Raw genomic sequence first — 13,348 nt, forward strand, 5'->3', positions numbered from 1 at the left:
AAACTTGATGAAGAACCTGAACCGCGTTCATCTGAACGGCTTGAAGACTGTGGAAGCAATCGGGCGTCTCGGATCGCTGCCAAAGGCCGCGGACGAACTCGGTGTGTCGGTCAGCGCGGTCAGTCAGCAATTGATCCGGACCGAGGCTCAGATCGGTTACGCAATCTTTGACAGGACGCGAGGCGGCTTGGTGCCGACCTCCTTTGGCAAGACCTTCATAGCAAAACTTCACGATGGCTTCCTGCAGCTCTCCGGGGCTGTGGCACTCGCCGACGGCACAGACCAGACCCTATTGCTGTCTGTTGCCCCGACCTTCGCCTCGAAATGGCTCGTGCCGCATCTCGGTCGCCTGCGCGCGGCACATCCGGATCTCAAGATCCGCATCGAACCTTCGCCAGGCATTGTCGACCTGAAGAGTTCGGACATAGACCTTGCCATAAGACTGGGAAGCGGGGATTGGCGGGATGGAACGCCGGAGTGCCTGCTGCCGCAGAGAATGTTTCCCGTCTGCACCCCTGCCTTTGCCGAACGCCTGCGCAGCCCCGCGGACATGTTCAGTCAGCCGATCATCTGCTACGAGAATCCGATGTTCAGCTGGGACGACTGGCAGGCCGCGACCGGTTTTGCCGGACCCGTGCCGTTTGACGGGCCCACCTTCACCGACCCGTGGCTCGGCCTCGAGGCAGCGATCAGCGGGCAAGGCATCATGCTGGCCTGGGATCTGTTTGCCGAGGATGCACTGGCCGATGGCCGGCTTGTCGCGCCGTTTCCGGAGCGCGTTCCGTCGTCCATCGCCTATTGGCTTGTATCGCCCAAGAACCGCAAGCCATCGCTCCAGGTGTTGAATTTCCAGCGCTGGATCCGCGCTGAAATTGCGCAGGAGAGCACGGCAGGAATCGCTTGATCTGTTGACAAGTTAGGCCGAACTTTGAACAGTGCCCGACATCGGGATTGAGAGTCTGTTCGAACGTCGCTGGGGTGAGTCATGGGGCGTGGTTTTCGGAGTCCGGGCGCCGTGGACATGCCAGTCCAATGGCGCGCCGGAAGTGAAGAAAATCACGACGCATGGCGCTGCAGCGAGGTCGCAAGGCGGGCTCCAGACGGTGGGAGAACCTTCATGTCCATGCGCGCTGTTATCGGCTTTTCTGTTTTTCTTCTCTCCGTTCTCGCTTCCGCCTTGCCGGTTGGTGCGGCAGAACCCAACCGCGACGTTGTCACGACGCAGGATGGCGATTATTTCGGCTTTGACCTGCGTACCGAACAGGATGTCTCGCTGGACCAATGCGAGCTTGTCTGCCTGGCCGATCGGTCCTGCAAGGCGTTCACCTACAACCCTAAGGTGAAATGGTGCTTCCTCAAGTCTGATTTCAATCAGCTGAAGACTAGTCCTGGCGCGGTCGCTGGCAAGGTCGTCGAAACCGCGGCCGATCCTGATATCGGTGCGCCTCCGAAGCTTCAATTCGTATCCGACCAGTTGCTCCAGGATGCGCGTCAGGTCAGGGCCAATCTTGCACTGACCGAAGACCAGAAGATGCAGGGGATCGAGGGCCTCGTCGCTGCTGCACGAAGCGAACTCGCTGCCGGAAACGTGGCCAATGCGCTCAAGGCGTTCAAGGGCGCCCTGGCTGTCATGCCGGACAATGCCGAACTCTGGATAGAGACGGCGCGCGCCGCCAACCAGGATGCAAAGAACTCCGATATTGCCGGGCAGGCTGCGCTTGCGGCGTTGAATGGCTACCAGTTGACGCGCACGGCGCCGAGCCGTGCCGATGCGCTTTCGGCGCTTGCGGCCGCCCTTCAGAACGCGGAAAACTACCGCGCATCTCTTGATGCCTACAAGGCAAGTCTCGCGCTGGTGAATGACAAGACGGTGGAAGCCGCCTATCTCGATCTGCGGTCGCGTCAGGGCTTCCGTGTTGTGAACCATACGATCGACGCGGACAGTGCCACGCCCCGCGCCTGCGTGCAGTTCTCCGCGCCATTGGTGAAAATGGGCACGGATTACGCGCCGTTCGTTACCCTGAATGGCGCGGCGCCAAAGGCAGTTGAAGCCAAGGACAGCGAGATCTGCGTTGAGGGCCTCGAACATGGTCAGCGCTACAAGCTAGCCTTCCGTCCAGGTTTGCCATCCTCCGTCGGCGAATCCCTCGAAGCACCGGTCGATCTTGACGTCTACATCAAGGATCGCTCGGCAATGGTGCGCTTCACCGGCGACAGTTTTGTCCTGCCGAGTACCGCCCGGCGTGGCATACCCATCGTTTCGGTCAACACGACAAGCGCCAATCTCAAGCTTTACCGTATTGGCGATCGTGGGCTTGCACCGCTGCTGACGAGCTCGCAGTTCCTCACGCAGATTGACGGTTTCAATGCCCAGCGCCTGCAGGACGAGGCTGGTGAGCTCGTTTGGCAGGGTGCCATCGAAATCCAGTCCGAGCTTAACAGGGATGTGGTCACAAGCTTCCCGGTTGATGAAGCCTTGCCGCAGCGCAAGCCCGGCGTCTATGTCCTCACGGCGGTCTCGCCGGACGCAAGGACTGAGGAATGGGATGCGCAGGCGACGCAATGGTTCGTCGTTTCGGACATTGGCCTGTCAACCTATGCGGGTACGGACGGATTGAATGTCTTCGCCCGTTCGCTTGCGACTGCCCAGCCGCTCATTGGCGTCGAACTGCAGCTTCTTGCCAAGAACAATGAGATCCTTGGCACTGCCGTTACCGACACCGAGGGCAGGGCCACCTTTACCGCCGGGCTGATGCGTGGAACGGCAGCGATGGAACCGGCGGTGATCACCGCCAAGAATGGCGATGCGGACTACGTGTTTCTCGACATGACCCGTGCCGGGTTCGACCTGTCCGACCGCGGCGTTACCGGCCGGGCGGCACCGGGTGCCATCGACATCCTCGCCTGGACCGAACGCGGCATCTATCGCGCCGGGGAGACTGTCCATGCCTCGGCGCTCGCCCGCGACAATGCGGCAAATGCCATTGAAAACCTGCCCTTGACCTTCGTGTTCAAGCGCCCCGACGGCGTCGAAGATCGCCGCATGGTCAGCGACGGCGTGAATCTAGGCGGTCATAACCTCGATCTTGCGCTGCAGGCCAATTCCATGCGCGGCACGTGGACAATGCAGATCTTTACCGATCCCAAGGGTTCGCCGATCGCCGAGGAGCAGTTCCTCGTTGAAGACTTCGTACCCGACCGTGTCGAGTTCGACCTGACGAGCGCCGCCAAGGCGCTTGACGTGGGCACGCCCACACCGGTGACGGTCGACGGCCGCTATCTCTACGGTGCACCGGCCGCTGGCCTCAATCTCGAAGGTGAGATTGCCCTGAGGCCCACCCGTGAAAGCGCAGGTTTGCCGGGCTATTTCTTCGGTCTCGCCGACGAGCAGGCAAGTGAAGATACCCGCATCCCGCTTGAGGATCTCCAGGCTCTGGATGACAACGGCAAGGCGACGTTCGACATAGCGCTGAACGACGTACCCTCGACCACGCAACTGATCAATGCCGATATTGTCGTGCGAATGCAGGAGGCAGGCGGCCGCGCCGTCGAGCGCATATTGACGCTTCCAGTCAAATCGCAAGGACCGACGATCGGTATCAAGCCGGAATTCTCCGGCGACCTTGCGGAAAATTCCGTGGGTAAGTTCCATGTCATTGCCGTCGACCAGAATGGCCAGAAACAGGCGATGCAAGCTCTGGAGTGGAAACTCCTCAGCGTCGAGCGCAATTACCAGTGGTACCGCGACGGTAACTCCTGGAAATATGAACCAATCCTGTCGACCAAACAGATTGCCAACGGAGTGGTGAACACAACGCCGGATGGGGCCGAGATATCGGTTCCGGTGACCTGGGGCCGCTTCCGTCTTGAGGTGGAGGGCGCTGCCGCTGACGGACCGGCTTCAAGTGTTGAATTCGATGCTGGTTACTATGTTGCTGCAACATCGACGGAAACGCCGGACGGGCTCGAAATTGCACTCGACAAGGACAGCTATGTCGCCGGCGATACGGCAAAGCTGAAAGTATCGCCGCGCTTCGCCGGTGAGCTTCTTGTCACCGTTGGCGCCGAAAGCTTGCTTGCGACCAAGAAGGCGAGCATTCCAGCAGAAGGTGCTGAAATCGAAATTCCGGTTACCGCCGATTGGGGTGCTGGTGCCTATGTCACTGCCACCTTGTTCCGCCCTGGCGACGCACAGGAAACCCATATGCCCATGCGCGCCATCGGCATCAAATGGCTCAATGTCAGCCCCGGCGACCGCAATCTCGCCGTAAAGCTTGAGGCTCCGCAGAAGACCGAGCCGCGCAAGCCATTGAACATTGCCCTGCAGGTGACGGGGGCTGGAGCCAATGAAAATGCCTTCGTTACGGTCGCGGCCGTCGATGTCGGCATCCTCAATCTGACACGCTACGAAGCGCCCAATCCCGATGGCTGGTATTTCGGCCAGCGCCAGTTGGGTCTTGAAATTCGCGATCTTTACGGACGCCTTATCGATGGTTCGCAGGGCGTCACCGGCAAGCTGCGGACGGGCGGCGACGGCGCGCAGATGCCGATGCAGGGCAGTCCTCCAACCGAGAAGCTGGTGGCATTCTTCTCTGGCCCGGTCAAACTCGATCCGCAGGGCAGGGCCAATCTCAGCTTCGACATTCCGCAATTCAACGGCACGGCGCGGCTCATGGCGGTGGCCTGGTCGAAGACCGGGGTGGGTCATGCAACCTCGGATGTCGTCATAAGGGATCCCGTCGTCGTAACGGCGAGCATGCCTAAATTCCTCGCCCCCGGCGACAGATCGTCATTGCGGCTCGATATCGCCAATACGGACGCTCCGGCCGGGGATTACCAGTTGCAGGTCACCAGCAATCCGGTTGTCAGCGTCAATCAGCCGGGAGCGTCGCAAGCGATAACCCTGGCGGCCGGCGGCAAGTTCGACCTGACGCTGCCGCTGACGGGCGAGCACCCCGGAGACGGCGTTGTTTCGATCAAATTGTCCAATGCCTCGGGCCTTTCGTTGGAACAGTCTGTAAACGTTCACGTTCGCGCCGCTACGCTGCCGATGACGGTGCGCAAGCCGATCAGGATCGCGCCGAACAGCAGTCTCAAGGTCGACGGCGAATTGCTGGCGGGCAACATCCTGCAGGGGGCATCGGTCAGTCTTAACGTAACCCGTTCGGCGGCCTTCGACATTCCGGCTCTGCTCATGACCCTCGACCGCTACCCCTATGGCTGCGCCGAGCAGACGACAAGCCGCGCCCTGCCGCTGCTCTATATGAGTGAACTGGCCAAGCAGTCCGGCATGGCTGAGGATGGCGAGGTGCAGAAGCGGGTGCAGGAGGCAATCTACCGTGTCCTGTCCTATCAGTCCTCATCGGGAAGTTTCGGATTGTGGAGCCCCGGTTCAGGCGATCTCTGGCTCGACGCCTATGTCACGGATTTCCTGACTCGCGCCCGGGAACAGAAATATGAGGTGCCGGAACAGGCACTCGTGCAGGCGCTGGAAAACCTGCAGAACTCGCTGAGCTATGACGTCAATGTCAAGGATCAGGGCAATGAGATCGCCTATGCGCTTTACGTCCTTGCCCGTAATCGCAAGGCGGCAATCAGCGACCTGCGCTACTATGCCGATACGAAGCTCGCTGAATTCCCGACCCCCTTGGCGCGTGCCCATCTTGCCGCAGCGCTGTCGCTCTATGGTGATGCGCAGCGCTCGCAGAGCATCTTCACCGATGCGCTGCAGCAGTCCACGCTGGTGACAAATGTCAGTCTCGTCCGGTCCGACTACGGTTCGTCGCTGCGCGATGACGCGGCCGTTCTGGCACTTGCGGCCGAGAGCCGTCCAGTCCAGCCGATCATCCCGCAACTCTCGAAAATCGTGGCGGAGGAATGGGAGCGCAAGCCCTATACCAGCACGCAGGAGCAGACGTGGATGTTGCTTGCCGCGCGTGCCATTCAGGGCGGCGACACGGACCTGAAGCTCGATATCAATGGCACTGCCCATGCTGGCGGCTATGTCGCCCGGCTGACGGGAGACGAACTGCTTGCCCAGCCCGTTACCATCACCAATGCTTCAGTCGAACCGGTGTCCGCTGTCGTCACGACGGTTGCTTCCCCGGCACAGCCGCTCCCGGCTGGCGGTGACGGGTTCAGCATTGAGCGAACCTACTATACGCGCGACGGCCAGCCGGCGAACGTCAGTGAGGCGAAGCAGAACGAGCGCTATGTGGTGGTTCTCAAGGTGACCGAGACCAACAACTGGCCATCCCGCGTGCTGATCACCGATCTGCTGCCAGCCGGTTTCGAAATCGACAATCCCGGCCTCGTCAACAGTGCGAGTCTGTCGAACTTTGACTGGATCGGCGAGGTCGAGGCAGCCCATACGGAATTCCGCAGCGACCGGTTTGTCGCTGCCTTCGACAGGATGTCCGGCGACAATGGCGAAATCACCCTGGCCTATGTCGTCCGGGCAGTGACGCCGGGAACCTATGACCATCCCGCCGCGAGTGTCGAGGACATGTACCGCCCGCAATTCTCGGCGCGTACGGCTACCGGGCGCATGGAGGTTGTCGCAGCGCAGTGATGTTGAAAGATTGGCACTCAGGTTCCCGCTATTACCCTCCCCCTTGTGGGGAGGGAGGCTGCGCAGCAGCAGGGAGGGGCCTTTGAACCACTCATCTTGGATTAGCCGCACTATTGCTGGAATTCCGGAGGAAACCCCTCCCCGTCGCTTCGCTCCTTCCCTCCCCACAAGGAGGAGGGTAACAGCAGCACTCCTCGTCAATATCCTCTTGGCCACGTCCTTGGCCTTCGGCCTCGACGCGGCGGATCGCGCCTTTCCGCCACCGCTTGAACGCGCGGGCGACATCTCGACGGAAGTCCTGGACGCAGATGGGCAGTTGCTGCGCGCCTTCGCAACCCCGGACGGACGATGGCGACTGCGCACGACGGCAAAGGACGTCGATCCGCAGTTTGTACGTATGCTGATTGCCTATGAGGATCAGCGCTTCTGGCAGCACCGTGGTGTGGATCCCATTGCCCTGGCACGCGCTGCCATACAGCTTGCCACCAATGGACGGATTGTTTCGGGGGCATCGACCCTGTCCATGCAGGTCGCCCGGCTGATCGAGCCGCGCGAGGGCCGTTCGCTCACTGCCAAGGTTCAGCAGCTTGTCCGCGCCCTGCAAATCGAGCGCCGTCTGGGCAAAGACCAGGTTCTAGATCTCTATCTGACGCTTGCTCCCTATGGCGGCAATCTTGAGGGCGTTCGCTCGGCAAGTCTTGCCTATTTCGGAAAGGAGCCGCGCCGCCTTACAGTCGCCCAATCCGCGCTTCTGGTTGCACTGCCGCAGTTGCCTGAACGACGCAGACCCGATCGCAATCTGACCCTGGCCGAGGCGGCGCGCAGCCGGGTGCTTCACCGCATGGCGGTCGAAAGGATCGTGGGCGAGGGCGAGGCGGAGCGGGCAGCCATGGCACCAATCCCGTCGCAGCGCCTGCGACTCCCCGCCCATGCTGCGCATCTGGCGGAAGCGGCGCAGCGCCTGCGGCCAGATATAAGGAGCCACCAGACGACGCTACGGCGCTCCGTACAGCAGGGTCTGGAGACGGTCGCAAAGGATGCGGCGCGCAAGCTTGGCCCGAAAATCTCCGTTGCCATGATCATGGCAGACATTCGCACTGGCGAGATCGTAGGCGAGGTTGGCTCCGCGGACTATTTCGACGCAAGCCGGTCGGGCTGGATCGACATGACCAGCAACAATCGATCCCCCGGCTCGACGCTGAAGCCGTTCATCTATGGACTTGCGTTTGAGGATGGGCTGGTCAGTCAGGAGACGATCATCGAGGACCGACCCGCCGATTTCTTCGGCTACAGGCCCCGCAATTTCGACATGAGCTATCAGGGTGATGTGAGCATCCGGCAGGCGCTGCAGCTCTCGCTCAACGTGCCTGCTGTGCGCCTGCTCGATGCCGTTGGCCCGACGCGGCTCATGGTCCGGTTTCGCCGCGCTCAGGTGCGGCCCGTCCTGCCGCCGAATGAAGCGCCTGGCCTTGCGATCGGCCTTGGCGGTGTGGGGATTACCCTCAAGGATTTGGTGCAGCTTTATGCTGGTCTCGCCAATCGCGGCCGGCCGGTGAAACTGGGCGAGGGTATCCAGGGCCAGCCCTCGGCCCTTGAAGGCGAACCGTTGCTCGAGCCGGTGGCCGCATGGCACGTCGCCGACATCCTGGCCGGCGTTCTTCCGCCTGTTGGTGCGGGCCAACGCGGCATCGCTTACAAGACTGGCACAAGCTATGGCTATCGCGATGCCTGGTCGGTCGGGTTCGACGGCACCCATGTGCTGGGCGTCTGGGTTGGCAGGCCGGATAATGGTGCCGTTCCTGGACTCACCGGCTATGGATCAGCCGCTCCGATCCTGTTCGAAGGCTTTGCCAAGTCTGGCGTTGTCGTCACGCCATTGCCGCAAGCGCCGGCCGGTGCGGTCCGGATAACCCAGGCGCAGTTGCCCATCAGTCAACGGCGCTTCTCCATCAATGCGAGTGGTCTGATTGCGTCGACCCGCGAGCCAGCACCGCAGATCATCTACCCGCCAGAGGGCGCCCGCATCGAACTCGGGGCGGCAACTGGCGGGGAAATCATGCCGCTTGCCCTGAAGCTGCAGGGCGGGCGGGCGCCTTTTCGCTGGCTGGCAAATGGCAGGCCGCTGCCCGAGACCTCCCGCCGTCGCATCAGCCAATGGGTGCCCGATGGTGGCGGTTATTCAACCCTCACGGTTATCGACTCGGTTGGCCGGGCCGCCAGCGTACGTATTTTTGTCGACTGAACGGAAAAACGGCGCCCGAATGGACGCCGCTCTTGTCAATATCGGTGGATGCTAGCGTACCTGGACCAGCGCCGAGATGATACCTGTGGCAATACTGACCATGGCATAATCGTTGTCGGCTCTTACCCACTGGTAACCGCGCGGCGGTGTACGCAGATGATGCCGGTGATAATCGCGCACGACGTTGCGCCGATAGCTTGAGGGAAGGGCGTGGCCGCGCGACCAGCGTGTCTGCTTCACGACGACCTTCTTCTTGACGATGACCTCTCTCTGCTGATGGCCATGTGCATGACCACCCCGGTAGTTCTGCTGTTGGGCGAAGGCAGCTGGTGTTGCGATCAGAGAGATCGCGAGCGCAGCCAGAGCAATCTTTTTCATCTTGGTTCCTCGTCAGTTGCGTGGGGGTTAAACCACAGGTTGTCTTGGGACACGCTGTAGTTCTAGGCCTGACGACATGAATGAAAACTGAACGCGTACCTAAACAATTTGTAATGTTTAAAAAGGGTTAGACCCGGTTTTTAAACATCATCGACCCGTTAGCCATACCGGCTGATATTGAGTGGCGATGCATCAACGTCAGGCGATTTCCCGGAAATGAGGTCGGCCAGGACGCGTCCTGATCCGCAGGCCATTGTCCAGCCGAGCGTACCGTGACCGGTGTTGAGGTAAAGGTTCGAATATTTCGGCACACCACCGATGATCGGAGGACCATCCGGCGTCATGGGACGCAGGCCGGTCCAGAACGTCGCCTTGCTGAGATCGCCGCCGCCGGGAAACAGATCGCCGACCGAATGATGAAGTGTTGCCCGTCGCGCATCGCGCAGATTGAGATCGTAACCGGAAATCTCCGCGGTGCCGCCGGCGCGGATGCGGTTTCCGAGACGCGTGATCGCCACCTTGTAGGTTTCGTCCATCACGGTCGAGACAGGTGCAGATTGCTCATCGGCGACCGGGGCCGTTATGGAATAGCCTTTGACCGGATAGACCGGAATGTGCACGCCTACCCGCCGCAACAGGAACGGCGAATAGCTGCCGAATGCGACGACATAGGCATCGGCCGTGAGCTCTTCAGTCTCCGTCGAAACGCTGGCTATGCGATTGGCGCTCGTATTGATCGAGGTAATGGTCGTGTCGAAACGGAACGTCACGCCGCTCTCGGCGCAAAGCGCAGCAAGTCTTTCGGTGAACATTTGGCAATCGCCGGTTTCGTCGCCGGGAAGACGCAGGCCGCCGACGAATTTGCCTTTGACATTGGCAAGCGCCGGTTCTGCCGCAATACAACCCGCCGCGTCGAGAAGCTCGTAGGCAACGCCGAATTGCTTCAGCACCTCAATGTCTCCGCCCGTTCCGTCATACTGCTTCTGGGTGCGAAAAAGCTGCAGCGTGCCTTGCGTGCGTTCGTCATAGGAAATGCTCACCTCGGAACGCAATGCCTTCAGGCAATCGCGGCTATACTCGGCGATCGGCACCATGCGCGCCTTGTTGCGGGCATAGCGCGGCGAGGTGCAGTTGCGCAGCATGCGGATAAGCCAGAGGGCCATGTAGGGATCGATTTTTGGCCGGACGACCAAGGGTCCGAAATGCATCAGCATCCATTTGATCGCCTTGATCGGGACGCCAGGTCCAGCCCAGGGCGACGAATAGCCGGGCGATACTTCTCCGGCATTGGCAAAGCTTGTCTCACGCGCCGGGCCCGGCTGGCGGTCGACCACGACAACGTCATGTCCTGCCTGAGCGAGATACCAGGCCGATGTGACACCGACAACGCCACTGCCGAGGACGAGGACTTTCATGAGCGGGAGACTCCTTCAGACAATGCGAAACCCCTTTGAAGAAGGGGAAAGAATGAATCGCACTGTGTGATGGCGCCGTATTTCTTTCCAGACTTTTCTTGGCCTTGCGCTGAAATGTCTTGTTTTCCGCGACCCGGTCGAAATCCGGGCAAAATAAAAGGCCGGGAAAACCCGACCTTCTCAAATTCATCTCTGCAATCAGTGCCAGTACATCCGTGGTCAAAGACGCGAAGACGAATTATTTTTTAGGCAGCCTGAAGCTGATCAGCAGTCATTTTGCCGGACTTGTTGTCACGGACGAGTTCGAAGCTGATCTTCTGACCGTCATTGAGGCTGCGCATACCAGCGCGCTCAACGGCAGAGATGTGTACGAACACATCAGCTGAACCATCATCTGGCTGAATGAAGCCGAAGCCTTTTGTGGAATTGAACCACTTTACTGTTCCAGTGCTCATGATGAACCCTTTCAATGGAAATATTTCAATACATGGCGCGACGCGTCATGCAATTTTAGCTCGATTTTTGAAGAAGGATTTTTCAGAGCGCCGAAAGCGCAATAAAACTAATAACAAACTACCAAATACCGAGACTGTTACATAGAGCTTCCCGGCCATTTCGTCAATGCCGGCGGCGGGAAATAAATTGCAAGTCAAAGATAATGTTCAACCGCCGCCATTTTTATTTGGAATTATTTTCCGGCTTTCACCGCTCATGCCTGTATTTTACTGGCGGTGACAGGTGCGGTCGGGCAACCGGATATCGGCACTTTCGGCCCGCTTACCTGGATCTGGTAGCGCGGGCGGCCTTTGACTTGGCTTTTGCGGCTGGAGGATTTGCGGCTGTTGCCGCTTGCTCCTCGGCTTCCTTGGCAAGACGCAACGCCTTCAGGCGAGCCGTCTTGCTTTCCCATTTCGCCGTCTCGGCATTGATGATCGCGGCGGCGGCCGCTGTCGTCGCCATGCTTTTCTGTTCGGACGGACTGAGGGTTCTTTCGGGGCGGACGCCAACTTCGGGCATCTTTTTCAGACTATGTTTCATTATATCTCGCACTGTTAGCCCTCACCATGCCACGTGGCGGTCGCCAAGTCTATCATGCAATCTTTTGCTGGCCGGGCTTCCAGCCTCTCGCGAAGCCATAGGACATGGCCAGCGATGCATACTCGATCTCGCGCAAGAGGAATTCCCGTTCTGCCAGCAGCGCGGCGATCGTCGCCCGGACATCACCCTGATGATAGGCCAGCGCTTCGTCGATTTCGTCTTCCGGTTGTTTGGATATGGCGTTCATCAGAATCTCCTTTTCAGGAAGATTGCCACAACCGTATATATAAGAAAAGGAATTTGTTCCTGTTTTGTTCACGTATGCGACGCGTTGCCAGAACGTGCGATTTGGCGCCGGCTTGCAGCATTATTCCATCGCAAACCGGTTGTGAGGCAAGCCTCGTCAAGCTAGCTTCCTTAATCGAAAAATCGTGGCGACGGTCATTATTCCAGCCGGTATCCAAGGGGAGGGAGCAAGTCATGGGCAAAGTGGTTGCCTCTTTTACAATGTCGCTGGACGGCTACATCGCCGGGCCGAATGTGGGTGACGAACACCCCATGGGCGAGGGAGGAGAACAGTTGCACGAGTGGATATTTGACAAGGCATCCGACGTGGACCGGCAAATGGCCGACGAGATCCACGCTCGCGTCGGTGCTGTGGTTTTGGGCCGTCGTACCTTCGATCTGGGGCTGCCCCATTGGAACGATACGCCATTTCCCGTGCCGAGTTTTGTCGTCACGCATGAAAGGCGAGAACCGCTGCCCATGCGCAGCGCTGCCTTCACCTTCATCAACGAGGGTGTCGGGATTGCGGTTGCGCAGGCACGGGATGCGGCGGAGCACAGGGATGTCGTTGTGATGGGGGCCAGCATCGCCCAGCAGTTGCTGGGTGCCGGGCTAGTCGATGAGTTGTTGCTGCAAATCGCGCCCGTGCTGCTCGGGCAGGGTAGCCGCCTGTTTGACAATATTCAGAAGCGTCAGACGGCATTGAAAAATACGAGCGTGATCGCGTCGCCGCACGTTACGCACGTGCGCTACGAAGTCCTGTAGGAGAGAGAGCCCCACCATCGCCGGGGCTCTCGAAAGCCTATGCCTTGGGCTTACCCTTTGGGGTCGTGCTCTCCGCCTTCTTCAACATCGAGCTGAACGGAACATCTGCCTTGGGTGCGGCGGCCTTGTCCTTCTTGGGTTTGCGTACCTCGCGATTGCTGCGCTGCTGACCTTTGGCCATGATATGCTCCTGGGCTTGAATCGGATGATGTGTCGATACGAAATCGGCAATTTGGAATGAGATTGGCGGGTCGAGAACCTCTGACGCCGCGAAGAGCCAAGCCTGGCCAAAAGACGATCCGGATATTTCTCAACGTCATTTGCGGTTTAATTGCGGTTGTTCCGGGAGCTATCCTGCGGGATCGATTGGTGGTAAAATACGCTACTTGCCCTAAAACCGAACCCTTTGCGCTGGATGCCCCATCCAGAGCGGCTCGGTGGCATTGTAGAGGACACCTGCCATGACGTTCATGAACGCAATGACTTTCCTGACTAAGATCAGGAAGCCGGTCGTCACATCTGAGGAAAAACCCGTCAAGATCACGGTACCGCCCGTCACCAAGCCCGTCCGGCGGGAAACTGACGACTGCGATGGAAAACTGCGGCGCATGCAGCAGCTCGTAGAGCATAATCGCCTTATCTGATTAGATAGAG

At 59.5% G+C, this 13,348-nt stretch carries 11 protein-coding genes; 5 read left to right on the forward strand and 6 right to left on the reverse strand.

Annotated elements, in window-relative coordinates; genetic code table 11:
• The first annotated feature begins 7 nt into the window (after positions 1-7).
• The 3 genes from K9U38_RS05230 to pbpC all read left to right on the forward strand — a co-directional run bounded on the left by K9U38_RS05230 (position 8) and on the right by pbpC (position 8,813).
• Positions 8-904, forward strand: a complete 897-nt coding sequence (locus tag K9U38_RS05230; protein WP_224493292.1) for a LysR substrate-binding domain-containing protein — start codon at positions 8-10, stop codon at positions 902-904.
• A 219-nt stretch (positions 905-1,123) separates the two neighbouring features.
• The gene (locus K9U38_RS05235; protein ID WP_224493501.1) at positions 1,124-6,571 is read left to right on the forward strand and encodes an alpha-2-macroglobulin family protein; all 5,448 of its coding nucleotides are present in this window, start codon (positions 1,124-1,126) and stop codon (positions 6,569-6,571) included.
• A gap of 202 nt (positions 6,572-6,773) precedes the next feature.
• On the forward strand, positions 6,774-8,813 hold the full coding sequence (gene pbpC / locus K9U38_RS05240; protein WP_224493502.1) for a penicillin-binding protein 1C: 2,040 nt from the start codon (positions 6,774-6,776) through the stop codon (positions 8,811-8,813).
• Between the two features lie 51 nt (positions 8,814-8,864).
• On the opposite strand, the gene K9U38_RS05245 is transcribed toward pbpC, so the two are convergent.
• The 5 genes from K9U38_RS05245 to K9U38_RS05265 form a co-directional block, all read right to left on the reverse strand.
• The gene (locus K9U38_RS05245) at positions 8,865-9,191 is read right to left on the reverse strand and encodes an RcnB family protein (protein WP_224493293.1); all 327 of its coding nucleotides are present in this window, start codon (positions 9,189-9,191) and stop codon (positions 8,865-8,867) included.
• Positions 9,192-9,349: 158 nt separating this feature from the next.
• On the reverse strand, positions 9,350-10,606 hold the full coding sequence (locus tag K9U38_RS05250) for a D-amino acid dehydrogenase (RefSeq protein WP_224493294.1): 1,257 nt from the start codon (positions 10,604-10,606) through the stop codon (positions 9,350-9,352).
• 245 nt (positions 10,607-10,851) lie between these two features.
• Complete coding sequence (locus tag K9U38_RS05255; RefSeq protein ID WP_113482624.1) at positions 10,852-11,061, reverse strand: cold-shock protein; 210 nt, start codon at positions 11,059-11,061, stop codon at positions 10,852-10,854.
• Between the two features lie 322 nt (positions 11,062-11,383).
• A complete protein-coding gene (locus K9U38_RS05260; protein ID WP_224493295.1) occupies positions 11,384-11,644 on the reverse strand; it encodes a hypothetical protein in 261 nt (86 codons plus the stop codon).
• Positions 11,645-11,696: 52 nt separating this feature from the next.
• Entirely contained in the window at positions 11,697-11,891 is a 195-nt protein-coding gene (locus K9U38_RS05265; RefSeq protein WP_224493296.1) for a hypothetical protein, read from the reverse strand.
• A gap of 233 nt (positions 11,892-12,124) precedes the next feature.
• Here K9U38_RS05265 and K9U38_RS05270 point away from each other — a divergent pair, with 233 nt between their 5' ends.
• On the forward strand, positions 12,125-12,694 hold the full coding sequence (locus K9U38_RS05270; protein WP_224493297.1) for a dihydrofolate reductase family protein: 570 nt from the start codon (positions 12,125-12,127) through the stop codon (positions 12,692-12,694).
• Between the two features lie 37 nt (positions 12,695-12,731).
• Here K9U38_RS05270 and K9U38_RS05275 read toward each other — a convergent pair whose 3' ends face one another.
• Positions 12,732-12,875, reverse strand: coding sequence for a hypothetical protein (locus K9U38_RS05275; protein WP_224493298.1), 144 nt, complete (start codon positions 12,873-12,875; stop codon positions 12,732-12,734).
• Between the two features lie 280 nt (positions 12,876-13,155).
• Between K9U38_RS05275 and K9U38_RS05280 the strand changes: the two genes are divergently transcribed.
• A complete protein-coding gene (locus tag K9U38_RS05280; protein WP_224493299.1) occupies positions 13,156-13,338 on the forward strand; it encodes a hypothetical protein in 183 nt (60 codons plus the stop codon).
• Positions 13,339-13,348 lie beyond the last annotated feature (10 nt).

Origin of the sequence: Phyllobacterium lublinensis (assembly GCF_020164435.1) — a bacterium.
Classification (GTDB): Bacteria; Pseudomonadota; Alphaproteobacteria; order Rhizobiales; family Rhizobiaceae; genus Phyllobacterium; species Phyllobacterium lublinensis.

What these genes read in the sequence shown, in the direction of transcription:
- K9U38_RS05255 (WP_113482624.1), bottom strand. Translation starts at nt 11,061, where the DNA reads ATGAGCACTGGAACAGTAAAGTGGTTCAATTCCACAAAAGGCTTCGGC.
- K9U38_RS05250 (WP_224493294.1), bottom strand. Translation starts at nt 10,606, where the DNA reads ATGAAAGTCCTCGTCCTCGGCAGTGGCGTTGTCGGTGTCACATCGGCC.
- K9U38_RS05260 (WP_224493295.1), bottom strand. Translation starts at nt 11,644, where the DNA reads ATGAAACATAGTCTGAAAAAGATGCCCGAAGTTGGCGTCCGCCCCGAA.
- K9U38_RS05275 (WP_224493298.1), bottom strand. Translation starts at nt 12,875, where the DNA reads ATGGCCAAAGGTCAGCAGCGCAGCAATCGCGAGGTACGCAAACCCAAG.
- K9U38_RS05280 (WP_224493299.1), top strand. Translation starts at nt 13,156, where the DNA reads ATGACGTTCATGAACGCAATGACTTTCCTGACTAAGATCAGGAAGCCG.
- K9U38_RS05270 (WP_224493297.1), top strand. Translation starts at nt 12,125, where the DNA reads ATGGGCAAAGTGGTTGCCTCTTTTACAATGTCGCTGGACGGCTACATC.
- K9U38_RS05230 (WP_224493292.1), top strand. Translation starts at nt 8, where the DNA reads ATGAAGAACCTGAACCGCGTTCATCTGAACGGCTTGAAGACTGTGGAA.
- K9U38_RS05265 (WP_224493296.1), bottom strand. Translation starts at nt 11,891, where the DNA reads ATGAACGCCATATCCAAACAACCGGAAGACGAAATCGACGAAGCGCTG.
- K9U38_RS05235 (WP_224493501.1), top strand. Translation starts at nt 1,124, where the DNA reads ATGCGCGCTGTTATCGGCTTTTCTGTTTTTCTTCTCTCCGTTCTCGCT.
- K9U38_RS05245 (WP_224493293.1), bottom strand. Translation starts at nt 9,191, where the DNA reads ATGAAAAAGATTGCTCTGGCTGCGCTCGCGATCTCTCTGATCGCAACA.